This is a genomic window from Thermosipho sp. 1074, assembly GCF_001999655.1.
Classification (GTDB): Bacteria; Thermotogota; Thermotogae; order Thermotogales; family Fervidobacteriaceae; genus Thermosipho; species Thermosipho affectus.
Window position 1 is genome coordinate 26179 of record NZ_LBEX01000013.1, and the last position, 21212, is coordinate 47390.

26 protein-coding genes and 8 tRNA genes are annotated in these 21212 nt (G+C 33.3%); 14 read left to right on the forward strand and 20 right to left on the reverse strand.

Annotated features, from left to right (window positions below):
* Positions 1–19 precede the first annotated feature (19 nt).
* Genes hflC through XO08_RS03680 form a run of 7 tightly spaced genes read right to left on the reverse strand, consistent with a single transcriptional unit; the run spans position 20 to position 6916 of the window.
* A complete protein-coding gene (gene hflC / locus XO08_RS03650; RefSeq protein ID WP_075665690.1) occupies positions 20–871 on the reverse strand; it encodes a protease modulator HflC in 852 nt (283 codons plus the stop codon).
* Positions 868–1797 (reverse strand): FtsH protease activity modulator HflK, encoded by a 930-nt coding sequence (hflK, locus tag XO08_RS03655; protein WP_077287286.1) that lies wholly within the window; start codon positions 1795–1797, stop codon positions 868–870. Before hflK ends, hflC begins: the two co-directional genes overlap by 4 nt.
* 41 nt (positions 1798–1838) lie before the next feature.
* Positions 1839–2345: a rubrerythrin family protein gene (locus XO08_RS03660; protein WP_075665692.1), complete on the reverse strand. Its 507-nt coding sequence runs from the start codon at positions 2343–2345 to the stop codon at positions 1839–1841.
* 26 nt (positions 2346–2371) lie between these two features.
* Positions 2372–4357: a glycine--tRNA ligase subunit beta gene (glyS, locus tag XO08_RS03665; protein ID WP_075665693.1), complete on the reverse strand. Its 1986-nt coding sequence runs from the start codon at positions 4355–4357 to the stop codon at positions 2372–2374.
* Positions 4357–5208 (reverse strand): glycine--tRNA ligase subunit alpha, encoded by an 852-nt coding sequence (locus XO08_RS03670; RefSeq protein ID WP_077287288.1) that lies wholly within the window; start codon positions 5206–5208, stop codon positions 4357–4359. Before XO08_RS03670 ends, glyS begins: the two co-directional genes overlap by 1 nt.
* A gap of 14 nt (positions 5209–5222) precedes the next feature.
* The gene (locus XO08_RS03675) at positions 5223–5852 is read right to left on the reverse strand and encodes a hypothetical protein (protein WP_075665695.1); all 630 of its coding nucleotides are present in this window, start codon (positions 5850–5852) and stop codon (positions 5223–5225) included.
* Positions 5852–6916 carry an FtsW/RodA/SpoVE family cell cycle protein gene (locus XO08_RS03680; protein ID WP_077287290.1) on the reverse strand — a complete coding sequence of 355 codons (1065 nt, stop codon included), beginning with the start codon at positions 6914–6916 and terminating at the stop codon, positions 5852–5854. The genes XO08_RS03675 and XO08_RS03680 overlap by 1 nt, the downstream gene beginning before the upstream one ends.
* A gap of 98 nt (positions 6917–7014) precedes the next feature.
* Between XO08_RS03680 and XO08_RS03685 the strand changes: the two genes are divergently transcribed.
* The 13 genes from XO08_RS03685 (at position 7015) to rplA (ending at position 11238) form a co-directional block, all read left to right on the forward strand.
* Positions 7015–7091, forward strand: a tRNA-Cys gene (locus XO08_RS03685).
* Positions 7092–7100: 9 nt separating this feature from the next.
* Positions 7101–7176: transfer RNA gene (locus XO08_RS03690), tRNA-Met, on the forward strand.
* A gap of 89 nt (positions 7177–7265) precedes the next feature.
* Positions 7266–7625 carry a 30S ribosomal protein S6 gene (gene rpsF, locus XO08_RS03695; protein ID WP_077287292.1) on the forward strand — a complete coding sequence of 120 codons (360 nt, stop codon included), beginning with the start codon at positions 7266–7268 and terminating at the stop codon, positions 7623–7625.
* Complete coding sequence (locus XO08_RS03700; protein WP_077287294.1) at positions 7622–8020, forward strand: single-stranded DNA-binding protein; 399 nt, start codon at positions 7622–7624, stop codon at positions 8018–8020. The genes rpsF and XO08_RS03700 overlap by 4 nt, the downstream gene beginning before the upstream one ends.
* A 26-nt stretch (positions 8021–8046) precedes the next feature.
* The gene (rpsR, locus tag XO08_RS03705; protein ID WP_077198092.1) at positions 8047–8271 is read left to right on the forward strand and encodes a 30S ribosomal protein S18; all 225 of its coding nucleotides are present in this window, start codon (positions 8047–8049) and stop codon (positions 8269–8271) included.
* Between the two features lie 39 nt (positions 8272–8310).
* A tRNA-Thr gene (locus XO08_RS03710) sits at positions 8311–8386 on the forward strand.
* 9 nt (positions 8387–8395) lie between these two features.
* Positions 8396–8482, forward strand: a tRNA-Tyr gene (locus XO08_RS03715).
* A 28-nt stretch (positions 8483–8510) separates the two neighbouring features.
* On the forward strand, positions 8511–8660 hold the full coding sequence (gene rpmG / locus XO08_RS03720) for a 50S ribosomal protein L33 (protein WP_075665700.1): 150 nt from the start codon (positions 8511–8513) through the stop codon (positions 8658–8660).
* 9 nt (positions 8661–8669) lie between these two features.
* Positions 8670–8745, forward strand: a tRNA-Trp gene (locus XO08_RS03725).
* Between the two features lie 22 nt (positions 8746–8767).
* The gene (gene secE, locus XO08_RS03730) at positions 8768–8956 is read left to right on the forward strand and encodes a preprotein translocase subunit SecE (RefSeq protein ID WP_075665701.1); all 189 of its coding nucleotides are present in this window, start codon (positions 8768–8770) and stop codon (positions 8954–8956) included.
* A 17-nt stretch (positions 8957–8973) separates the two neighbouring features.
* On the forward strand, positions 8974–10044 hold the full coding sequence (gene nusG, locus XO08_RS03735) for a transcription termination/antitermination protein NusG (protein ID WP_075665702.1): 1071 nt from the start codon (positions 8974–8976) through the stop codon (positions 10042–10044).
* A 46-nt stretch (positions 10045–10090) separates the two neighbouring features.
* Entirely contained in the window at positions 10091–10516 is a 426-nt protein-coding gene (gene rplK, locus XO08_RS03740; protein ID WP_075665703.1) for a 50S ribosomal protein L11, read from the forward strand.
* A 26-nt stretch (positions 10517–10542) separates the two neighbouring features.
* Positions 10543–11238, forward strand: coding sequence for a 50S ribosomal protein L1 (gene rplA, locus XO08_RS03745; protein WP_075665704.1), 696 nt, complete (start codon positions 10543–10545; stop codon positions 11236–11238).
* A 166-nt stretch (positions 11239–11404) separates the two neighbouring features.
* Here rplA and XO08_RS03750 read toward each other — a convergent pair.
* The 5 genes from XO08_RS03750 to XO08_RS03770 all read right to left on the reverse strand — a co-directional run bounded on the left by XO08_RS03750 (position 11405) and on the right by XO08_RS03770 (position 13259).
* Positions 11405–11479 (reverse strand) — tRNA-Gly (locus XO08_RS03750).
* Between the two features lie 10 nt (positions 11480–11489).
* Positions 11490–11575 (reverse strand) — tRNA-Leu (locus XO08_RS03755).
* Positions 11576–11580: 5 nt separating this feature from the next.
* Positions 11581–11656: transfer RNA gene (locus XO08_RS03760), tRNA-Lys, on the reverse strand.
* A 77-nt stretch (positions 11657–11733) separates the two neighbouring features.
* Positions 11734–12783 carry a sensor domain-containing diguanylate cyclase gene (locus XO08_RS03765; protein WP_075665705.1) on the reverse strand — a complete coding sequence of 350 codons (1050 nt, stop codon included), beginning with the start codon at positions 12781–12783 and terminating at the stop codon, positions 11734–11736.
* Between the two features lie 11 nt (positions 12784–12794).
* Positions 12795–13259, reverse strand: a complete 465-nt coding sequence (locus XO08_RS03770) for a GNAT family N-acetyltransferase (RefSeq protein ID WP_075665706.1) — start codon at positions 13257–13259, stop codon at positions 12795–12797.
* A gap of 61 nt (positions 13260–13320) precedes the next feature.
* Here XO08_RS03770 and XO08_RS03775 point away from each other — a divergent pair, with 61 nt between their 5' ends.
* Complete coding sequence (locus tag XO08_RS03775) at positions 13321–13824, forward strand: dihydrofolate reductase (RefSeq protein ID WP_075665707.1); 504 nt, start codon at positions 13321–13323, stop codon at positions 13822–13824.
* Here the strand turns inward: XO08_RS03775 and XO08_RS03780 are convergent.
* The 8 genes from XO08_RS03780 to XO08_RS03815 all read right to left on the reverse strand — a co-directional run bounded on the left by XO08_RS03780 (position 13801) and on the right by XO08_RS03815 (position 21208).
* Complete coding sequence (locus XO08_RS03780; RefSeq protein WP_075665708.1) at positions 13801–14250, reverse strand: hypothetical protein; 450 nt, start codon at positions 14248–14250, stop codon at positions 13801–13803. The two genes, XO08_RS03775 and XO08_RS03780, sit on opposite strands and share 24 nt — an antisense overlap.
* 13 nt (positions 14251–14263) lie before the next feature.
* Positions 14264–15361 carry an NADH:ubiquinone reductase (Na(+)-transporting) subunit F gene (locus XO08_RS03785; RefSeq protein ID WP_075665709.1) on the reverse strand — a complete coding sequence of 366 codons (1098 nt, stop codon included), beginning with the start codon at positions 15359–15361 and terminating at the stop codon, positions 14264–14266.
* A 10-nt stretch (positions 15362–15371) separates the two neighbouring features.
* Positions 15372–15962, reverse strand: coding sequence for an Rnf-Nqr domain containing protein (locus tag XO08_RS03790; protein ID WP_198022715.1), 591 nt, complete (start codon positions 15960–15962; stop codon positions 15372–15374).
* On the reverse strand, positions 15955–16551 hold the full coding sequence (nqrD, locus tag XO08_RS03795; protein WP_075665711.1) for an NADH:ubiquinone reductase (Na(+)-transporting) subunit D: 597 nt from the start codon (positions 16549–16551) through the stop codon (positions 15955–15957). Before nqrD ends, XO08_RS03790 begins: the two co-directional genes overlap by 8 nt.
* Complete coding sequence (locus XO08_RS03800) at positions 16544–17155, reverse strand: FMN-binding protein (RefSeq protein WP_077287298.1); 612 nt, start codon at positions 17153–17155, stop codon at positions 16544–16546. Before XO08_RS03800 ends, nqrD begins: the two co-directional genes overlap by 8 nt.
* Positions 17152–18033: an RnfABCDGE type electron transport complex subunit D gene (locus XO08_RS03805; RefSeq protein WP_075665713.1), complete on the reverse strand. Its 882-nt coding sequence runs from the start codon at positions 18031–18033 to the stop codon at positions 17152–17154. Before XO08_RS03805 ends, XO08_RS03800 begins: the two co-directional genes overlap by 4 nt.
* A 64-nt stretch (positions 18034–18097) precedes the next feature.
* Positions 18098–19138, reverse strand: a complete 1041-nt coding sequence (locus tag XO08_RS03810) for a mannose-1-phosphate guanylyltransferase (RefSeq protein ID WP_075665714.1) — start codon at positions 19136–19138, stop codon at positions 18098–18100.
* 57 nt (positions 19139–19195) lie between these two features.
* Positions 19196–21208, reverse strand: coding sequence for an exopolysaccharide transport family protein (locus XO08_RS03815; RefSeq protein WP_077287302.1), 2013 nt, complete (start codon positions 21206–21208; stop codon positions 19196–19198).
* Between the last annotated feature and the right edge of the window lie 4 nt (positions 21209–21212).

Below are 21212 nucleotides of genomic sequence, written 5' to 3' on the forward strand. Positions count from 1 at the left end.
ATAGGGGGAACCTCCCCTATTATTTTACACCAAAAATGTACTTAAATATCTCCAAATTCTTTCCGAATATTATCGTTCCATCTTTAAAAATTTCATCGTATGCACTTAAGCTTCTCCATAAATCAAAAAATTTCGGATTTTTCTTGAACGCCAACGCATATATTTTCGTTGCACTGGCTTCTCCTGTACCTTTAATAATTTCCGCTTGACTCTTTGCTTGGGCTAAAATAACGGTAACCTTTTTATCCGCTTCTGCACGTATCTTTTGTGCCTCTTTTTGCCCCTCTGCTCTGATTTGCGCAGCTATACTATACCTTTCTGCTTTCATTCTTTCATACACCGACCTAACATTCTCAGTCGGAAGATCCGCATGCTTCACCCTAACATCAACAACTTCTATTCCAAAATCCTTTAAATCTTCTCTTGAAAGCAACGTAACTTCTTTCAAAAAATTTGCCCTCTTATCGGAAATAATCTCATCAAAAGTGTGCTTTGCAAAGACATTTCTTATGTGAGAATATACTATATCATCTATCCTTGATTCTGCTAGAAAAATTGTTTTCATGGTTTCAATAAATTTTTTGGCATCATTTATTTTCCACAAGGCATACGTATCTACAATAAGCGTTTTTTTATCCAGCGTTATTATCTTTTCAGGTTCTATATCGTACAACAATATCCTCTTTTCAAACTTTACCACATTATCCACAAACGGCATTTTAAAATGAACACCAGGTGTTGGATAAACCTTTAGAATCTGTCCAAACCTTAACACTACTGCCTGTTGTGTTTGATCTACAACAAACATGGAGAGGGATAAAAAGATCAAAGCAATCACTAATATTGAAATAAACGTAATTGACTTTTTCATTTTGTACCACCACCAATCAACTCGTTGACATCTAACAACTTCAACGCTCCACTGTCATCTAACACAAATACATTCTTCGTATTTGAAAATACCTCTTCTAACTTTTCAATTAACAATCTTTTCATTGTAATATCTGGTGCTATTTCGTATTCTTTTAAAACGCTTAAAAACCTATTTGTTTCACCTTCTGCTTCTAATATTTTTTCCTTTGCATAGGCTTCGGCCTTTCTTAGTATCTGTTCTGCTTCACCTTCTGCTTTAGGTACTATATCATTTGCATATCTATTTGCTTCGTTTATAAACCTTTCTTTATCCTGTTTGGCATTGTTAACATCGTCAAATGCCTCTACTACTTGATTGGGAGGAGCAACTTCTTGTAAATACACTTTGTTAATCAAAATTCCCGATTCGTATTCATCTAGAATTTTTTGTACTTCTTCTGCAGTTTCTATGGCAATTTTATCCCTTTCAACGGTTAGAACATCGTCAATATTCCTTACCGCGACCCTTTCCCTTAAAACAGATTCAGTAGTAAACCGCACTATATTCTTTCCATTAATTATGTTAAATGCAAACTTTACCGGGTCCTTTATCTTATACTGCACCGCAACTTCTACACTAATAATATTTCCATCACCTGTCAACATCAAAGATTCTTCGGGAATTGTTCTATAACTTACACCACTGCGCGATTCAATAGTTCTAAACCCTATTTCTTCCTTTCTTATTGTCTCTACATCAACAATAACATGAGACTGTATTGGATAAGGTAAATGATAATGCATACCTGGTCCCGTTGAATGTGTATATTTACCAAATGTCTTTATCAAAGCAACTTCAGAAGGCCCTACTTGATATACTCCTGTTCCCAAAAAGATTAAGATAATAACAATTAAAACTATCCATACGGTTATTTTCTTCCACATTTAACCACCTCCAAAATAATAAGGGGGATTCCCCCTTATTCTTAAAATTCCACAAATTTATCTTTAGGAGCACCACATACAGGACACTTTTCAGGTGCTTCATCTTCTACTGTATATCCACAGATTGGACATATATAAATCTTTTCTGCAGGATAATCTTCTCCTTTTTCAACTAACTCTTTGGCTTTCTTGTACATCTCTGCGTGTATTTTTTCCGCTTCAAGTGCATAATTTGTGCTTCTTACCGCTTCCTTTTCCTCTTGAAATTCCGCTGCATTTTTGTATACGGGATACATCTCCTCGATTTCAAAAGTCTCTCCATCAATACAGCTTTGTACATTTTCTTTCATATCATCGGAGAGTTTTTTTAATACCTTAAAGTGATTTTTGGCATGAACATACTCAGCATATGCAATAGCTTTAAAAAGTTTCGAAAGCTTTATTAACCCCTTCTTTTCCGCCTCTTCCGAAAAAATCAAGTATTTCATATGTGCCATGGATTCACCTGCAAAAGCAGCTTCTAAAAACTGTTTTGTCATATCTCTCATTATTTCACCTCCCACAACTCATTATATCATTTTTTCTCAATTAAATTCAAATCACCAAGTTTTAAGAACAGTTTATCAAGATTTTTTAAAAATGCTAATCTGTTCATACGTATATCATCCTGTTTAGTCATTACAAAGACGTTATCAAAATAATTGTCTATATATGTTCTAAATTCTATTAAATAAGAAAGCGCCGCTTTGAAATCTAATTTTTCCAATGATTCTAAAACTTTTGGCTTTACTTCGATATATTTGTTAAATAAATCTTTTTCCGCTTTATCGAGAAACTTTGTACTATCAAAATCGAATGAATTGTGTTTTTTGGATATATTGTGAACTCTCTCAAACCCCGTAAGAAGTGTTTTAAATTCTTCTTTATCCACAATGTTCATTAACGCATCAGCAATTAATCTTCCCCTAAGCGGTCTTTTCCAGAATTTTTTTACAGCTCTTGCAATATCATACCTTGCGGATGTGTTAAATAATTCGTATCTTGTTTCAAAAAATTCAAATAATTCTTTCGGGATTTCTTTTTCAAATAACGAAGAAGAAAATTTTATAAGTTCTTCTAAATCTATATCCCAAGAAAAATGTACAGCAATATCAAATATCGTATCCACCTTTTTTCTCAATCCAAAAGGATCCTTTGATCCAGAGGGAATATTACCCACTATGAAATTTCCCACAATTGTATCTAACCTATCCGCTATGGCAACTATTGCGCCTGAAACATTTTTTGGAACATCTTTGTAATGTTCTTCTATTCCCAATGCCACATTGTAATCTTCTCCATCTTTTAGCGCATATATTCTTCCCATTACACCTTGCAATTCAGGAAATTCGTATACCACATTAGATGCAATATCTGCTTTACATAAATAAGCTGTTCTTAAAACCCTCTTTTTATCTGAAAAATCTATTTTTAAATCATCTGATAATTTCTCCGAAATTTTTTGAATTCTTTCAACTTTATCCATTAGAGTTCCAAGTGATTTTTGAAAAACTATATCTTTCAAACTCTCATTAAACTTCTCAAGGGGTTTTTTTAAATCTTTTTGGTAATAATACCTTGCATCTTCTAATCTCGCATTGACAACCTTTTCATACCCTTTTCTTATTAACTCTATTTTACCATTTGGTGAATCAATAAAAGAAAGGAACTTATTTGTAATTTTGTCATTCTCATATACAGTAAACGATCTTTGATGATGCTTTATTGTAGTTGTGATTAGCTCTTCAGGAAGTGAAAGATATTTCTCCAAAAATCTTCCCTCAAGTAAAATGGGATATTCCGTTAAAGTTACTACTTCATTTATTAAATCATCATCTAGGCTTGACTTGTATTTTTTCAAACTTTCAAGAACTTTCTCCTTTCGTTCCGTATGCAATGCTATTACTTTTAATTCCCTTAACTTTTCAAGATAATCTTCCACTCCTTTTATTTCCACAATGTTATTTTCTACAAACCTATGTCCATACGTTCTATTGGATGCTTTTATTCCAAACAATTCAAATTCCAAAACATCTCCATTGTAAACGGATAAAACCCAATGCGGAACTCTAACAAAGGAAAATCTTCCGTCCCCCCATCTCATCGGCTTTTTAAAACTAAGGCTGTAAATAATTCCAGGGATTTTTTCCTTTAACAATTCTCTTGCGCTTTTTCCCTCAATTTTCTTTGATATAAATACGTAGTTATCTTTAATCTTTATATCCTCAATACTTGCATTATTTGATTTTAAAAAACCATTTAACGCCTTTGTAGGATTGTTGTTTTCGTCAAAAGCTATATTTTTTGAAGGTCCTCTTCTTTCAATTATCTTATCCTTTTGTTTTTCGTCCACTTTTAAGACAAAAAAACCAAACCTTCTTGGAGCATAAAAAACTGTTAAACCTTCGTAATTTAACCCTTCGCTTTCAAAAAAATCCTTAACCTTTTGATAAAGTTGTATCAAAATGTTATTTACCTCTGTTGTAGGAAGTTCCTCGAGACCTATTTCAAATATATACATTACTCCTCACCTTCCTCGTACTCTATAAATCTTTTTGCACACAATGTCGCCATACTTCTAATATCCCTTATGTAATTTTGCCTCTGTGCAACACTAATTACATTTCTAGCATCAAGTAAATTAAATGTATGCGAACACTTGATCAATTGTTCATAAGCAGGTAAAAAGAGATTATCTTCTATTAAAGCTTCAAATTCTTTTCTGTATATTTCATATAACTTGAACAATTTCTCTACATCTGCTTTTTCAAAATTGTACACGGAAAATTGTCTTTCATTTTCCAAAAATAGTTCACCGTATTTTACATCTTTATTCCACATTACATCATAGACATTATTCACACCTTGTAGATACATAGCTATTCTCTCAATCCCATACGTTATCTCAAGTGGTATTTTTCTTAAAGAAATTCCACCTACTTGTTGAAAATAGGTAAATTGGGTAATTTCCATACCATCTAACCAAACTTCCCAACCTATTCCCCACGCTCCAAGTGTAGGAGATTCCCAATTGTCTTCTACAAACCTGATATCATGATCTTTTGGATTTATTCCAATACTTTCAAGAGATTTTAAATATATCTCCTGTGAATCTTCGGGATTTGGTTTTAATATAACTTGGTATTGCAAAAATCTTTGCATTCTGTTAGGGTTTTCCCCATACCTTCCATCTGTAGGTCTTCTACTTGGCTGAACAAATGCCACCTTCCAGTCTCTTTTTCTCAAAACTCCAAAAAAAGTTGAAGGGTGAAACGTACCTGCACCCATTTCCATATCGTACGGAAGGTCTATAAAACAACCTTGATTAGCCCAAAATTCATCTAATCTCCTTATTATATCCTGCAAATACACCTTTTCATCCTCCCTTATCTACCTGGAACGTATAGATTATACGTCTTTTTTAAATTACTAACAGTCATATCGGTAATGTGCACCACTTTTGTAGGATGGTAAGAAGATCCTACTCCATAGAATAAAAGGTATACCTTTCCCGCTTTTCCCACAACTATATCCACATCGGGTGTTACTACAATATCGTAATCTGTCTTTATTCTAGGTTCTTTAAAATAATAAAATTTGTATTTTGAAAGACCTGGTAAAAGTTCTCTTGAAAAATACGTCTTTTTGCCTCTTTTAACGGTAAACCAACTAGATTCCTGACCAACCACAAAGACCATAAAGTAACCTGTTCCCGGTTCATCGTAAATATTGTTTAAAACTTGCTCTAGGTCTGCGCCAAAATTTCTTAAGTAATTAACCGAAAGAATGTATTTATCAACTATGGAATTGGGGCCTAATTTTGACTCCAAATCCTTTATCTTTACTTCATAACTTTCAAGTTTTTTGTTTACGTAATTTTTCAGCGCATTATAGTCATTTAATATTTTCCTGTATCTAAAAAAATTACCAAATGCAAAAAACACAGTTATTACAAAAATCAAAACAATAGATAGCACAATCAAAAAAGGCCAAATTGATTCTTTTTTTCTCCTCATCAAACCACCTTCCTGCTTTTATCTACAAGCGCCAGTGCCTTTAGCAAAAAACCCACCATTAATCCAAAAATAAACGTAGATGTCCCACCATAACTGATAAAAGGTAAAGGGATACCTGTAACTGGCATTATACCTATGTTCATACCGATATTTTCAAATACGTGAAAAACAAAAACAGCGAGAATCCCAACAGAAACTAATTTCCAATAATCATCTTTATAGTATTTCATTTTTGAAAAAACCCTTAAGACTATTAAAATATATCCACTCAATAATACTACGCTTCCCAAAAAACCAAACTGCTCTCCTATTGCGGAAAATATAAAATCCGTTTCCATTTTTGGCACATAATATCCTTTAACAGCTGGTGAAATTAGATATCCATTTCCAAATAATCCACCAGACCCTATCGCACTCCTTGACATTATAACGTTGTATGCCGCACCTTTTGCGTATTTTTCAGGATTTAAAAATGATAAAATCCTGTTTCTCTGATAATCTTTCAAGAAAAAAAAGTATACAATAGGTATCATAGTAAAACCCGTTCCTATAAGTGGTAATATTATCTTTAAAGATACTCCTGAAAAATACAACAATATAAACCAAATAAACAAGTGCAAAATCGTCATTCCCAAATCAGGTTCCTTTAAGATAAGAAAAACGGGAATTAATGTAGCTACAATAGAAATAAATATACTTTTTACATCTCTTTTTAAAAAGATATAACTTAATAAAAGTATCAAAGTAAGTTTTGAAAGTTCAGATGGTTGAAAAGAAACTCCAAAAATTCTAAACCATCTAATTGAACCATATATTCTTGTTCCAAAAAATAACACAGCTAAAAGTAAAATAGTTGATAAAAAATAAAGCAAAAATATCATTTTACGTAAAAAATTCTCTTTTAAAAAATATACAGATATAGCGCCAAATGCAGCTAAAAAATCCCAAATAAGCTGTTTTAAAAAAAGTGTCTTTGAAACACTATACAGGTTTAAAAGACCAAAAATCATTAAAATTACCATGAAAAGAAACACTACTAAATCAAAATTTTTATTTTCTTTCACCACACATCACCCAAAAAATTATATCACAAAATTTAAACTAATTAGTTAAAAAAAGTTATTGACATCAAGAACATATTATGTTAAAATGTGACTTGCGAGGCGACGTGGCCAAGCGGTCTAAGGCGGGGGTCTGCAAAATCCCTATTCGTGGGTTCAAATCCCACCGTCGCCTCCAAAAGGAAGTGGGCTCGTAGCTCAGTTGGCAGAGCGTCCGGCTCATAACCGGATGGTCGGGGGTTCGATTCCTCCCGAGCCCACCAGAAAGGGAGCTTAAGCTCCCTTTATTTCTGAAGTCCCGTTCCGCAAGGAATTTGCGGGACCTTAATAGTCCGAGGGAGGAGGTGTAAAAATGAGGATTTACGAAACAATGTTTATTGTAAAACCAGATATTACCGAGGAAGAACGAGAAAATATTGCAAACGGTGTTGTAGAGTTTTTAAAAGAAAAACTCGGCGCGCAAGTTGACAACGTAGACAGATGGGGTATAAGGAAAACAGCATATCCACTTAAAAAGTATAACGAAGCAGATTATACCGTGGTTTATTTCAGAGGAGAGGGATTAGAACTTACGAGTCTTGAATCTTATTTCAAGGTAAGACCTGAGTTTTTGAGATGGCAAACATTCAGAAGAATAGACCTTGAAAAAAAAGAGCGTAAGCAATCAAAGAAAGTAGAGGTGTCTGAGAATCCTGAGAAGGTGGAAGAGTGAATTATAACAAGGTCGTCCTTGTTGGGCGGCTAACTAGGGATCCTGAAGCAAGACAAACGACAAATGGTACCTTGGTTGTTAATTTCACGCTTGCGGTAAATAGAGGAATAAGAAACGATGATGTAGACTTTATAAGAATCGTTACGTTTAATAAATTAGCAGAGTTTGCACAAAATTATTTAACAAAAGGAAGATTAGTACTTGTCGAAGGGAAATTAAGGATAAATAGATGGCAAACAAGTGATGGACAAAATAGAAGTACACCTGAAATTTGGGCTGATCAGGTTGTTTTTATGGAAAAGAAAAGTGACGTTATCAACGAAAGCACAGATGAAAGTGTAGTAGAATACGATGAATTATTCGATGAAAACGATAATGACGAACCACCGTTTTGATCTTTGAAAAAAAGGAGGTAATACGTATGAAATATAGAAGGAAAAAGAGAGTAAAAGTATGTAAGCTTTGTCAGGCAAAAGTTGAATACGTTGATTACAAAGATACAAAACTTTTAAGGGAATTTCTAACTGAAAAGGAAAAGATAGTTCCAAGAAGACTTACTGGAAATTGTGCAAAACACCAAAGAATGGTTAAAACGGCAATTAAAAGGGCAAGACATATGGCACTCCTACCATACGTAAAGTATTGACAAGTTCTTTGAAATAAGATATAATATTACTCGCGGCGAGCCAGCGTAGCTCAACCGGTAGAGCGATTGATTTGTAATCAATAGGTTGAGGGTTCAAGTCCCTCCGCTGGCTCCAAATATGGGTGGTGAGGTGCCCGAGTGGCCAAAGGGGGCGGACTGTAAATCCGCTGGCAGAATGCCTTCGAAGGTTCGAATCCTTCCCTCACCACCAGATTTTTTTAGTAGGAGGGAAAGGAAAAATGAGAATACAAGTTGCTTTGAAATGTAAAGAATGTGGAAATAAAAATTATTACACGACTCGCGAAAAAAACAGAAAAGAAAAACTCTCTCTTAGAAAATATTGCCCAAAATGTAACAAACACACCCAACATATCGAGACAAAAGCTTAATCCACACGCAGGGGCGTAGCTCAACTGGCAGAGCACCGGTCTCCAAAATCGGGTGTTGCGGGTTCAAGTCCTGCCGCCCCTGCCAATTTTTTTATGGGGGAGATAGCATGGAAAAACTTAGAAAATTTTTTAGAGAAGTTAAAGCAGAAATAAAAAAGACACATTGGCCAAATAAAAAAGAGTTATGGGGAGCAACAGGCGTTGTTCTAATTATTCTTTTGGTAACCGGTGTCTATTTCTTTGCACTTGATTTGATATTCTCAGGTGCATTAAGCGCCCTCTTTAAGCTTTTCTAAATTTTGAGGTGGTATAAATGAAAAAAAGATGGTATATTTTACAAACCTTGGCAGGATACGAAACATCTGCCAAAGAAAATTTGGAAGCAAAGGTAAAGGCTCAAGGACTTGAGCACGTTGTTTCTTGTGTGCTTTTACCAGAAGAAGTAGTTATCGATGCCTCGGCTAAATCAGTCGAAAGGCATATTATATCTTTAAATGCGAAAATTTTTGTATCAAATGGTGATCTTGTAAAAAAAGGAGATGTACTTGCGGAAGAACCTTCTGTTAGAGCAAGAAGAGATGGAATTGTATCTGATGTAAGAAATGCAAAAAAGATAGTTATTGAAACTTTAGACAAAAAATTCACTAAAACATATGTCATTCCTCAAAAGAATAAACCTATTACTGGATTAAAAGTCGGTGGTATGGTGAGACAAGGAATGCCCCTTTCTTCTGATGGGGAAATAATATGTGAAATCGATGGAAAAATTATTCAAACCGAAAATATGAAAAGAATCGTTGTTAGAAATTCCGTAAGTGAAGTAGATATTTATGTTGTTCCCATAGACACTTTTAATTCCGATGTTGTAAAAAAAGGGGTTCATATAAAAGCAGGACAAATAATAGCAGAACCAAAAAAGATTATGGCAAAGAGCTCCGGAAGAATTGAGATAACAGATTATCCAACGAAAAAGGAAATTAGAGTTCAAAAAGTAAAGGTTAAAAAATTGTTTCCAGGTTATATCTTTGTAGAGATGATTATGAACGATGAATTTTGGGATTTTGTTAGAACGGTCCCTGGAATAATTGATTTTGTTTCTTCTGGTGGAAGACCTCTTCCTTTAAGTGATAAAGAAGCTCAAATATTACTAAGAATCGCCGGTATAGAAGAAACACCGAAAGAAGAAAAGGCAAAAGAAGTAAAAATCGAATTTGATTTTGAAATTGGTGATTCCGTTAAAATTATCTCAGGTCCATTTGAAGGTTTTGTAGGAACTGTAAAGGAAATTAACCCAGAACACAATGAATTAAAAGTTACAGTTACCATATTTGGAAGAGAGACCCCTGTAACTGTTCATACTAGCGAAGTAGAAAAAGTTGTTTAAGTCAGTGGGAGGGTTTACCCTATAACCACAAAAAGGAGGTTGTATTATGGCAAAAAAAGTAGTTGCGCAAGTCAGGTTGCAACTTGAAGCTGGAAAAGCTACTCCGGCACCCCCAGTAGGACCTGCACTTGGTCAGCGTGGTGTTAACTTGATGGAATTTTGTAAAAAGTTCAATGCAGCCACAGCTGACAAAGCAGGAATGATTATTCCGGTTATTATTACAGTATACGAAGACAGATCATTTACATTTATAACAAAAACACCACCAGCTTCTTTCTTACTTAAGAAAGCGGCAAAGTTAAATTCTGGATCCCAAGAACCAAAGAGAAAGATTGTCGGAAAGGTTACAAGGGATCAAATTAGAGAAATAGCCGAAATTAAGAAGGAAGATTTAAACGCAAATGACATTGAAGCGGCTATGAAAATAATTGAAGGAACAGCAAAAAGTATGGGAATTGAGGTAGTAGACTAATAAATATTTAGGAAGGAGGAGGCAAAATGCCGAAGCACTCCAAGAGGTATAATGAAATCAAAAAGTTAGTTGATAGGTCAAAAGAGTACGATTTAAATGAAGCAGTAGAGCTTGCTAAAAAGGTTGCTACAGCAAAATTCGATGAAACAGTAGAACTTCACATTAAAACAAACATAGACTACAGAAAGTCAGATCAACAAATTAGAAGCACCATTTCCCTACCACATGGTACAGGAAAAGAAGTAAAAGTACTTGTATTTGCTAAAGGTGACAAGGCAGAAGAAGCAAAAGAAGCCGGTGCAGACTATGTCGGTGCAGAAGATTTGGTAGAAAAGATCCAAAAGGAAGGATTTTTAGATTTCGATGTTGCAATAGCTACTCCAGATATGATGAGGGTAATAGGAAAATTGGGTAAAATCCTTGGTCCAAGAGGATTAATGCCAAATCCAAAAGCAGGGACTGTAACAAATGATGTAGCTTCCGCTGTAAAGGAGTTTAAAAAGGGTAGAATGGAAATTAGAACAGATAAAACTGGAAACCTACACATACCAGTAGGAAAAGCATCATTTGATAATGCAAAATTAACGGAAAACATAAAATCTGCATACGAACAAGTGTTAAACTTAAAGCCCGCTGCTGTAAAAGGTACATTTATAAAAAAAGTAGTACTTTCAACAACAATGGGACCTGGTATAAAGGTAGATCCTACGACATTACAATAGAAAACTTTTACGTCAAACATAAAAAAACACCCCCGAATTGGCAAAATAAAACCAATAAAGGGGTGTTTTTCTTTTTATGCAAAAAAATAATAGATATTTAATTTTTTGATAAAAAACAAAAAAATAAAGCCCCAAACGGAGCCTCTTACCTTATCGTTTCATTTTTTGGAGCGGGCGACGGGATTTGAACCCGCGACCTCCTGCTTGGCAAGCAGGCGCTCTACCACTGAGCTACACCCGCACACTTTTTTTGGTGCGAGAGGTGGGACTTGAACCCACACGGGCCGAGCCCACTGGATTCTAAGTCCAGCGCGTCTGCCAATTCCGCCACTCTCGCCCCTCTGGTGACCCGGGCGGGATTCGAACCCGCGGCCCCCTGATTAAAAGTCAGGTGCTCTACCGGCTGAGCTACCAGGTCAATCGCTGCGAACCGATTAAAATAATATCATATCATTTTAGTTATGTCAAGTTTCTATGAGAATACAAAAGTAAAATCTAATTTAATTTTTTGTTTTTATCTTCATACATCTTCTCATCTGCAAGTTTTATTAATTCATCCAACGACTTTCCACTTACAACTTTTTGAATTCCTATTGACACACCTATACATATATCTTTATTTCCAATGTTTATCCTTTTTGAAATATGTTCTTTTAATCTTTTAACCAATACCTTTACACCTTCTTCAGAAGAATTAATAAGTAAAACAAACTCATCTCCTCCATATCTTATAAGCAAATCACCATTTTTTATTGTCCTTTTCATTCTTTCTGAAATTATCCTTAACACTTCATCCCCCATTAAATGACCATACGTATCGTTTATATTTTTGAATTTGTTTAAATCTATAAACAAAATATGCGTGTAGTTTTCAATTAAAACATCATCAAGTACTTTTCTACTATATAAGTTTGTTAAAATATCCCTATTTACATCGTTTACTTTTTCGTGTAATTTTAAATAATTGTACAAAATAAATGACAAATTTTCCGTAATCGATTTAAATATGATATCATCTGTACTTTTCTTTCTTCTTAACTTATACCAATCAATATTTAAGATACCGTAAACCTTTCCGTTATAGACTAAAGGTATTCCCACCCATGACTTTACGGAAATTTCTTTCACTTCCACCCAATAACTCTTCCCTATTACATCCTCAATATAAAAGTATTCTTTTGAAAGTATTATCTTTTTTAAGTTATTCGGTGATTGTTTTTGGAAATACTCTCCAAGTATTTCAAGAGGTTTTTCATCCAAAGTAGATGACCAAAGTAAGAACCTCCATTCCTTATTTTCCGGTGTAAAAAGAAAAGACCACGAATCTGCTCCAAGAAGTTTTTTTATATATTCAAACACATTGTACAAATTTTCTTTTTCATTTCTCAGGTTTTTTAGAAGTATTTCGTAAAGTACTGAAATAAATCTATTTTTTATCTGTAATTTTAAATTAAGGTTAAAACAAGATAGCTTAAAACATACATAAAAATAGTCTTTAAAAATCAAAAATACGAAAAATAAGAAAACAATAACAATATAAACCAATATATCTCTCCTCACATACCCAGTAAATCTTTATATATTCCCGGTGATGAACCTTCAATTTCAATTGCTCCAACAGTTTTTTTGTAATAATCCACTGGTCCTGCATCCCCAATTATTGCATACGCATACCCCACTCTATACATATCTTCCAAAGTTTTAAAAAGTAATATTTTGCCTATACCTTTTCCTCTGTACTCCTTCAAAACACCTATAGGTCCCAAAAAACCTCTACAAGTCGTGTCATAGCAAGAGAAACCTACAACCTTGTTAGTTTTATTTTCATAGGCAACAAACATTGAAATAGGGGGTTTTGAAAAGGATACATCTACTTCACTTGCCCATAATCTTCCAAAATTTTTCTCAATCCAATTAACCAGAAAAATCTTCTCAGGACCAATAGGTCTTTTTAGTAATATTCCATTTGGTGTTTGAATTTCAAAGTTTAAGTTGTATAATTTAACAAGTAAGTCTCCCATGATATTTCCCCCTTTTCATATTATACCATAATAATAATAATATAATACTGGAGGTGAAAACATGCATCTTTCAATGATAGTTGTAACAGACATTTTTGGTGGATTTTCCACAAAAGACTATGATCCAATAAATTGGGGTTCAAAAGAAGATAAAAAACATTTTCGAAAGATTACAACAGAAATTGGAACAGTTATAATGGGAAGAAAAACATTTGAAAGTATAGGACATCCTCTCAAAGATAGATTAAATATAATACTTACCACTCAGAAAAAAGAAAACAAAGAAAATATAATATTTACTAAAGGCTCACCAGAAAAAATTATAAAATTTTTGGAAAATCAAAAAATCCATTCTGCAGCGATTATAGGCGGAAAAAAGGTGTTTGAAGATTTTTTTCCGTTTGTAGATAAACTATATATAACAATCGAACCTATTGTACTTGAGAATGCACAAAAATTGAATTTTCCAAAAACATCATTTAAATTAGTCGCTACCAACGTATTAAATTCAAAAGGTACAATAGTACTTGAATACAAAAAACTATCCCAAAAAGACTTTCTTTAGGATTTTCGGTTCCAAACGAAATTTTGAACCCTTTCCCTGTAAAAAGTGATGCTTTTTCAAAAGGTGAATGGATAATTCACTATACATTATCTTTTCACCATTTTTCAAATTTTTTACAGTAGCTACCTTCTTCCTAAAAATTCCATCCTCAAATGGACAAGGAATAAATCCTCTAGCTTCATATACAAATATCTCAAAATCCTTGTATTTGATAGGTTCACCCAATCCCTTTTCTCCAATATTTAAAAATTCACTCATCATATTCGAAATCTCGTCAAAATCCATTCCCAATTTTGCAAATTCCCTTTCATCTTCGGCTATAATATCCACTATATTTCTATCATCATTTCCTAAAAAACCATCAGCTGTAATTACGCCCGGTTTCATGTTCTCTTGGGCTTTAATCATCTCAGGTGACATTTTCATAACTTTCAACCCCTTATGCAAATTTATCGTAATATACCTCGTTAATCCCATGTTTTTTCAATAAAGTCTCACATGCATTTATCATACCGGGGCTTCCACATAAATACCCTTCTTTTTCCGTTTCCTTATCAACCACAGTTTCCAAATACTTTACCATAACATCCGTTATAAGACCAACTTCTCCATCCCAATCTTTTTGTGGCTCAGAAAGTGCAGGAATAAAATGAAATTTATCCCACACCTTTTCAAGTTTTCTAAACAACTCCACATAAAACAGATCTTTTTCTGTCCTTGCTCCAAAGAAATACCACACATTTCTGTCTAAAATATTTCTCTCATACATATCAAAAATAATAGACTTTATTGGAGCCATACCAGAACCACCTGCAACACATATCATATCCTTTTTTGTATCCCTCATGTAAAATTCCCCAAATGGACCTATTACCTCTAATACATCTCCTTCCTTTAAATAATTATGAACATACGTTGTTGCGATACCACCTGGTACTAATCTAATTAACAACTCTATCTCATCTTTTTTACTAGGAGTTGAAGCAATTGAATACGCCCTTTGTATAGGTTGTTTTATTTTATCATACGGTGGAATTACCAATTGAACATATTGTCCTGCTTTAAAATTTATTTCTTCCGAAAGCTTTAACTTAACCTCCTTTATATCATGTGTTACATTTTCAAGTGAGATAACCGTCCCTTTAAATTTCTTCACATTAAATAATTCTTCTGGAAGTTCAATTTTTAAATTTTTCTTTACTTTTATCTGACAAGATAACCTTATATTTTGCGCAATTTCTTCTTTTGACATATACGGAAGTTCTGTTGGAAGATATTCTCCTACATCGCTTAATACTTTAACCTTACAAGCTCCACAACTTCCTCGTCCTCCACATGCTGAAGGAATAAAGATATTTTCAGATGCAAGTGTAAATAAAAGAGGTCTTCCGCCTTGAACTTTTAATTTTTTCTTACCACTGTTAATGTCAATCTCGACTTCTCCATAATTATTTACAATTGAATCCACTACAACTATCAAAGCAGAAAGTACAGCAGATATAAGGCCTACTATCAAAGGAGCAACTAATATATCCATACTATCACCTCTATTGAACATTTATCATACCGGCAAAACCTATAAAAGCCATTGCCATTATTCCAATAGTTATCAAAGTAATTCCAACACCTTTTAAGGGAGCTGGTACAGGAGATTTGTCCACCTTTGCCCTAATCGCCGAAAGTAAAACAATGGCAAGCCACCACCCTATTCCCGAACCAAAACCAAAGAAAACAGATTGAATAAGAGAATAATTCCTAAGTTGCATAAACAGAGCAACACCTAAGATCGCGCAATTTACCGTAATTAGTGGTAAAAATATACCTAAACTTATATACAAATTCGGTGAAACCCTATCTATTACCATTTCAAGTATTTGCACCACCGCTGCTATCACTATTATGTATATGATATACCTTAAATACTCTAGTTGAAATGGTACAATAATATATTTCTCAACAACCCAGTTCAAAACAGTTGTTACAGTCATAACCATTGTAACTGCCATGCCAAGACCATTTGACGATTTTAAAGACTTTGAGATAGATATAAAAGAACACATACCAAGGAAATTTGAAAGAAGAATATTACTTGTAAAAATTGAAGCAAAAAATAATACAAGTGGGTTAATATCAGGCATTATTATTCCCCCTTCCCTTTACAATCCAAATAAAGAGTGCCAACATGAAAAACGCACTAGGCGGCATAACCATAATCGTCCAATTGACAAATCCTTCTGGCATTATCCTATATCCAAACACAGTACCAAAGCCAAAAAGTTCTCTAAAAAACGCTATAACCATTAAAACCACCATATATCCCAAGCCGCTTGTAACACCGTCCCAAAACGATAAAAGGGGAGAATTCGATTGTGCAAAAGCTTCTGCTCTTCCCATAATAATACAATTAGTGATAATCAATCCAACATATGGACCTAAGGCTTTACTCACATCTGGCAAATACGCCCTAAGAACAATATCCACTATTATAACGTAAAAAGAAATTATCAAAACTTGAGTTATCATTCTAACTTTTCCGGGAATAAAAGATTTTAGCAACGACACTGTTAAATTTGAAAAACCCGTAACAAGTAAAACACCAATCGTCATAATCAATGTATTTTTTAAATTATTAGTTACTGCAAGAGTAGAACATATCCCCAAAACAAGTACAAAAACAGGATTTTCATACCACACATTTTTAAAGAATATTTCTTTATACTTATTCATACGTATCACCTCTTAGCACTTTTCTCATTTCACTAATCGTGTTATTTATAATCTTTATGAAAAATTTCGAGGTTAGGGTTGCACCTGTAATTGCATCAACAGAGTAGTTTTCCTTATTACTATCTCCTAATTTCTCAGATTTTTTAATTCCTATCTCTTTATCTACTTTTTCTCCTCTAAATTGCTCTTTGAACCAATCCTCTTCTATTCTTCCACCAAGACCTGGTGTTTCATTTTGAGATATAATATCAACACCCACAATTCTATCTAAATTTTTGTTTAGTGCAACAACACCTGTAATTGTCCCCCATAATCCATTACCCGAAAAAACATAAGCATACACCTTTTCGCCTACATTTGAAACATAAAAATCTTTCCCTCCAATGTTTATTTTTTTTACATACTTTTTAAACTTTTCAATGGCATCCATTTTGTCACTAAAATCAATTCTCATGGCGTTTAGTATAGCTCTTACCTTAAAATATTCACGATTTTCCAAAACTTTATCATAAGTAAGGGAATTTATATAAGAAAGAATAACCACAAAAACGAAAGTTATAGTAAAAGTAAACAAGATAACGTAAAATTTATTTTCCGTTTTCATTTTTTCACCTTCTTTGTTAAAAAATCAAGAAGGGGTGCAAAGGTATTTCCCAGCAAAACGGCAAAACTTGTGCCTTCAGAAAACAACGAAAAAGACCTTATAACCACTATAGAAACACCAATTATAACTCCATATATTAACTGTGCCTTTTTATTCTTAGGAGCAGTAACTGGATCCGTTGCAATAAACACAGAAACAAATACTAAACTTCCAGACAATATAGCAGACCAAAAATCCATCTTTCCCAAAAACAAATCAAAGACAAGGATAAGTGCAGACGCGCTCAAAAATGTTGAAAGCATTATCCTAAAACTTGCAGTCTTTGTTACAACAAGATATATAGCTCCTAAGATAATAAGAAATATGGCTCCTTCACCAAATGAACCTGCCCTAAATCCAAAAAATAAATCTTTTAAATTAACTACACCACCTGATCTCAAAATCTCCAAAGGTGTTGCAGAAGTAACTACATCGCTACCAAAAAAACCAAATCTTGGTAGCATCCATCCACTTGTCATATACGATGGAAATGTTATATATATAAACAACCTTCCCGTTATAGCTGGATTAAACACATTTCTTCCAAAGCCTCCATAGGCCTCTTTTGCAATGGCAATTCCAAAAACTATTCCAATAACTGCCATCCACCACGATATATTTGGAGGAAGGGATAATGTATACAACATACAACTTACAAGAACTGCTTCCGTAACCTTCTTACCTTTTCTTTTTTCAAAAAAATATTCGGTTAATACCCCAAAAATAAATACAAAAACACTTAAAAATATTAGACGAAAACCATAGAATAAAAAAGCATACACATATATGGGAATTAAAGCATAAAGCATCCTTCTCATCATAGGTTGTTTTTGAAACATTTTCTCCCCCCTTTTTTCACCTATTTTTTATTTTAACATAAACTTAATCTAAAAAAAAAGTTACCTACTTACGTAGGTAACTTTTTATTTCTTTTAATTTTTGAACACTTTCTTTTTTTGAAACTATTATATACTCATCTGTTTCAATGACAACTAAATCTTCTACATCGTTTAATATGGTCTTCTTTTTACTCTTTACTATATTTCCCTTTGATCCAAAATAGTACATGTTTTCACCCACAACATTTCCATTTTCATCTTTTTTACTGTATCTTTCAACCGCAGTCCAACTTCCCACATCGTCCCATCCAAATTCTGATGGAATTACGTAAATATTCTTTGCTTTTTCCATAATACCAAAATCAACGGAAATTTTATCCACTTTACCATAGAGTTTTCTTAGTTTATCTTTAAAATTTTCATCTTCAAAGACTTTACTTAATACATTATACGTATTCTGCAAAAATACCTTTGTATTTTTCAATATGGTATCTATTTTCCAAACAAAAATCCCTGCATTCCAAAGATAATTGCCCTCTTCTATATATTTCTTTGCCGTTTCTTTATCTGGTTTTTCAACAAACCTATCTACCTTTAAAATAGTTTCATTAATCTTTAATTCTTTTCCTATAAATTTTATGTAGCCATATCCCGTTTCCGGTCTATTTGGTTTTATCCCTAAAGTAACTATGGCATCTTCATTTGAATCTACAAATTCAAAGGCATGTGATAACGCTTTTTTAAAATCATCCACCCTTCTAACCAAGTGATCAGCGGGAAAAACAGCAAGGTTAACATTTCCCAAAAATTTTTTTATGTAAAAAGCAGACAACGCTATACAAGGCGCAGTATTTCTTCCTTCAGGTTCGATTATGATATTTTTTTCCGGTATATTTGGTAATTGTTCTCTTACAAGTTTTACATATCTTTCTCCTGTGACAATAAAAATTTGTTCATTTGGAATAAATCCTTCCAATCTTTCCACAGTCTGTTGGATCATAGTTTTTTCTCCAAAAAGATTTATAAATTGTTTTGGTCTTTCATCTGTTGAATAAGGCCAAAACCTTTCTCCCTTTCCACCAGCCATTATAAGCGCACAATTCAAAATTTCACCCCCAAAAAATTTTCCCATAAAAAACAAGCCCGAGAACCGGGCTTATTCCTATTCGCTAAGTATTATATATTCCGTCTTTATTTCTTTTAACGCTTCCAAAAATTTCTCTTTCTCAGTAACTTTTGATTTTAAGATAAGCAATGTTTCTTCACAAAGCTTCTTTAATAAAGGTATATTTGGAGAACTTGCTTCTGGAAGATTTATAACTATATAATCAAAGTTTTCTTTAAAATTCTCGATTAAACTTTCAAACTCTTTTGATAACAAAATATCATTTACATTTTCTTTTCCCTTTATAAGTAGATAAAGATTTTTTTCTACACTTTGAATATTTCCCGGAGCTTTCATGTATTCAACTAAACTCTTTCCACTATTTATATCAAACACTTTGAACATGGTATTTGAAAAATCCAAAATTAAAGTCTTTTTGGAATTTTTCGATAAAAATCCCGCAATATTTGCAACGAATATATCTTTTTCCTCAAAAGTTCCAGATGATGTAACCCCAAAAACTTTAGGATTACTCTCACTAATTAGTTTCATGCCAATTTTTTCAACCACATTGGTGTACCTAGAACCAGGCGCTTTAAAGACTGAAAGTTTCACATCTGGTTTTTCTAAAAGAACGGGAGTTTTTCCAATTAATTTTTCCACATCAAACCAATCTCTTACCTTCTTATCAGAAGATTCCACAACAAAGACGAATAATATTCCTAGAAAAATTCCTAAAACCCCACCAATGGCTAAAGTTAACTTTTTATTTGGTTTTACAGGATTATCCGGTATAAATGGTTCATCTACCACCACAGGTGCACTAAAATTAAAGCCCGCGGTTGACAGTTTCAACTCTTCTAATTTTGTCTTTAAGAGTACGTATGCATTCTGTTTTAATTGATAGTCCCTTTGAAGGTTTATATACTCAACTTCTATATCCGGTAAACCCTTTAAACGATTCTCCAAATCTGCTCGCAATTTTTCAAGTGCTTTTAAACTTGCTTTTGAAACTTCTAGCATAGATTGTGTCTCAATTAATTGCGTGTAAACACTTGAAAGCACCGGATCATCTGCATTGAAACTACTTTTTACTATACTATAAATTTCTTCTCTTATCCTTTTTTCAACTTCCTTTATTCTTGCTTCTAATTCCTTAATTTCAACCGAATCTGGTGAGTATCTTTGGAGCATCCCTTGATACTCAACTTGATATTCAACAAGTTTTTCCCTCAAACTCGATATTACTGGACTATTTGGAATATAATCAAGTTTACTTATAAGCCCCTTAAAGTGAGAAATAGCCGCCTTTAAATTTTCCAGTTTTACACTCAAGGACTTGTACTCAAGTTGTGCTGAATAATACCTATTATCAAGATCCGAAAGATTATTAATTAAAAGTTCTGCCTCTTTTGATGGTAAAATAGACTTTTGCTTCTTAAACTCTTTTAATCTATTTTCTATTTCTTCTAGTTCTTTTTCCGTCTCTGGAAGCTGTCTTTCAATAAACTCTACCATATATTCATCCTGGTCTTTATTTAATTCTTTAGAAACTTCTGTATATGCATCAAGTATTGCCTTTGAAAGTTTATATGCAAGCTCTTTATCATCAAGATTTACTTTAATTTCAATAAAAGATGTATCTTTTACCATTTCCACGGAAATAACATCTTCCTGTAATTTGTGGATAACGGAATTTAAAGTTAACTTCTCTCTTTCTTCTTTATCTTTAATCTTACTTTTAAAATAATCCATCAAATTTAACTCTTTAATAACCTTTTCAAGTGTTTTCCTACTCTTTATCAATTCCATTTCATCTGAAACCCCACGTGCCGTTGTACCACCACCAAGTATCAAAGCCGCAGCACCACTAAGCGATGAAAGGGATGGAGCTGAACTTTTTGCAGGAATTTTTATCTTTACACTAACTTCATAGATTGGAGTTGCAAAAAACAAATAAATACCTGTTAAAACTAAAGTCAAGAAAAATATAGTCCAAAACCAAAATTGTCTTTTTTTAAATATATGCAAAATATCGGATAATGTAAGTTCTTCTACTTGATTTTCCATATTC

Bases quoted from the DNA above. Each gene is read 5' to 3' on its own strand.
- rpmG (WP_075665700.1), top strand. From the start codon at position 8,511: ATGAGAATACAAGTTGCTTTGAAATGTAAAGAATGTGGAAATAAAAAT.
- XO08_RS03770 (WP_075665706.1), bottom strand. From the start codon at position 13,259: ATGGGAGACTTACTTGTTAAATTATACAACTTAAACTTTGAAATTCAA.
- XO08_RS03775 (WP_075665707.1), top strand. From the start codon at position 13,321: ATGCATCTTTCAATGATAGTTGTAACAGACATTTTTGGTGGATTTTCC.
- nusG (WP_075665702.1), top strand. From the start codon at position 8,974: ATGAAAAAAAGATGGTATATTTTACAAACCTTGGCAGGATACGAAACA.
- XO08_RS03780 (WP_075665708.1), bottom strand. From the start codon at position 14,250: ATGAAAATGTCACCTGAGATGATTAAAGCCCAAGAGAACATGAAACCG.
- secE (WP_075665701.1), top strand. From the start codon at position 8,768: ATGGAAAAACTTAGAAAATTTTTTAGAGAAGTTAAAGCAGAAATAAAA.
- XO08_RS03785 (WP_075665709.1), bottom strand. From the start codon at position 15,361: ATGGATATATTAGTTGCTCCTTTGATAGTAGGCCTTATATCTGCTGTA.
- XO08_RS03805 (WP_075665713.1), bottom strand. From the start codon at position 18,033: ATGTTTCAAAAACAACCTATGATGAGAAGGATGCTTTATGCTTTAATT.
- glyS (WP_075665693.1), bottom strand. From the start codon at position 4,357: ATGTATATATTTGAAATAGGTCTCGAGGAACTTCCTACAACAGAGGTA.
- XO08_RS03790 (WP_198022715.1), bottom strand. From the start codon at position 15,962: ATGCCTGATATTAACCCACTTGTATTATTTTTTGCTTCAATTTTTACA.
- nqrD (WP_075665711.1), bottom strand. From the start codon at position 16,551: ATGAATAAGTATAAAGAAATATTCTTTAAAAATGTGTGGTATGAAAAT.
- rplA (WP_075665704.1), top strand. From the start codon at position 10,543: ATGCCGAAGCACTCCAAGAGGTATAATGAAATCAAAAAGTTAGTTGAT.
- rplK (WP_075665703.1), top strand. From the start codon at position 10,091: ATGGCAAAAAAAGTAGTTGCGCAAGTCAGGTTGCAACTTGAAGCTGGA.
- XO08_RS03800 (WP_077287298.1), bottom strand. From the start codon at position 17,155: ATGAAAACGGAAAATAAATTTTACGTTATCTTGTTTACTTTTACTATA.
- rpsR (WP_077198092.1), top strand. From the start codon at position 8,047: ATGAAATATAGAAGGAAAAAGAGAGTAAAAGTATGTAAGCTTTGTCAG.
- XO08_RS03675 (WP_075665695.1), bottom strand. From the start codon at position 5,852: ATGAGGAGAAAAAAAGAATCAATTTGGCCTTTTTTGATTGTGCTATCT.
- XO08_RS03815 (WP_077287302.1), bottom strand. From the start codon at position 21,208: ATGGAAAATCAAGTAGAAGAACTTACATTATCCGATATTTTGCATATA.
- hflK (WP_077287286.1), bottom strand. From the start codon at position 1,797: ATGTGGAAGAAAATAACCGTATGGATAGTTTTAATTGTTATTATCTTA.
- hflC (WP_075665690.1), bottom strand. From the start codon at position 871: ATGAAAAAGTCAATTACGTTTATTTCAATATTAGTGATTGCTTTGATC.
- rpsF (WP_077287292.1), top strand. From the start codon at position 7,266: ATGAGGATTTACGAAACAATGTTTATTGTAAAACCAGATATTACCGAG.
- XO08_RS03660 (WP_075665692.1), bottom strand. From the start codon at position 2,345: ATGAGAGATATGACAAAACAGTTTTTAGAAGCTGCTTTTGCAGGTGAA.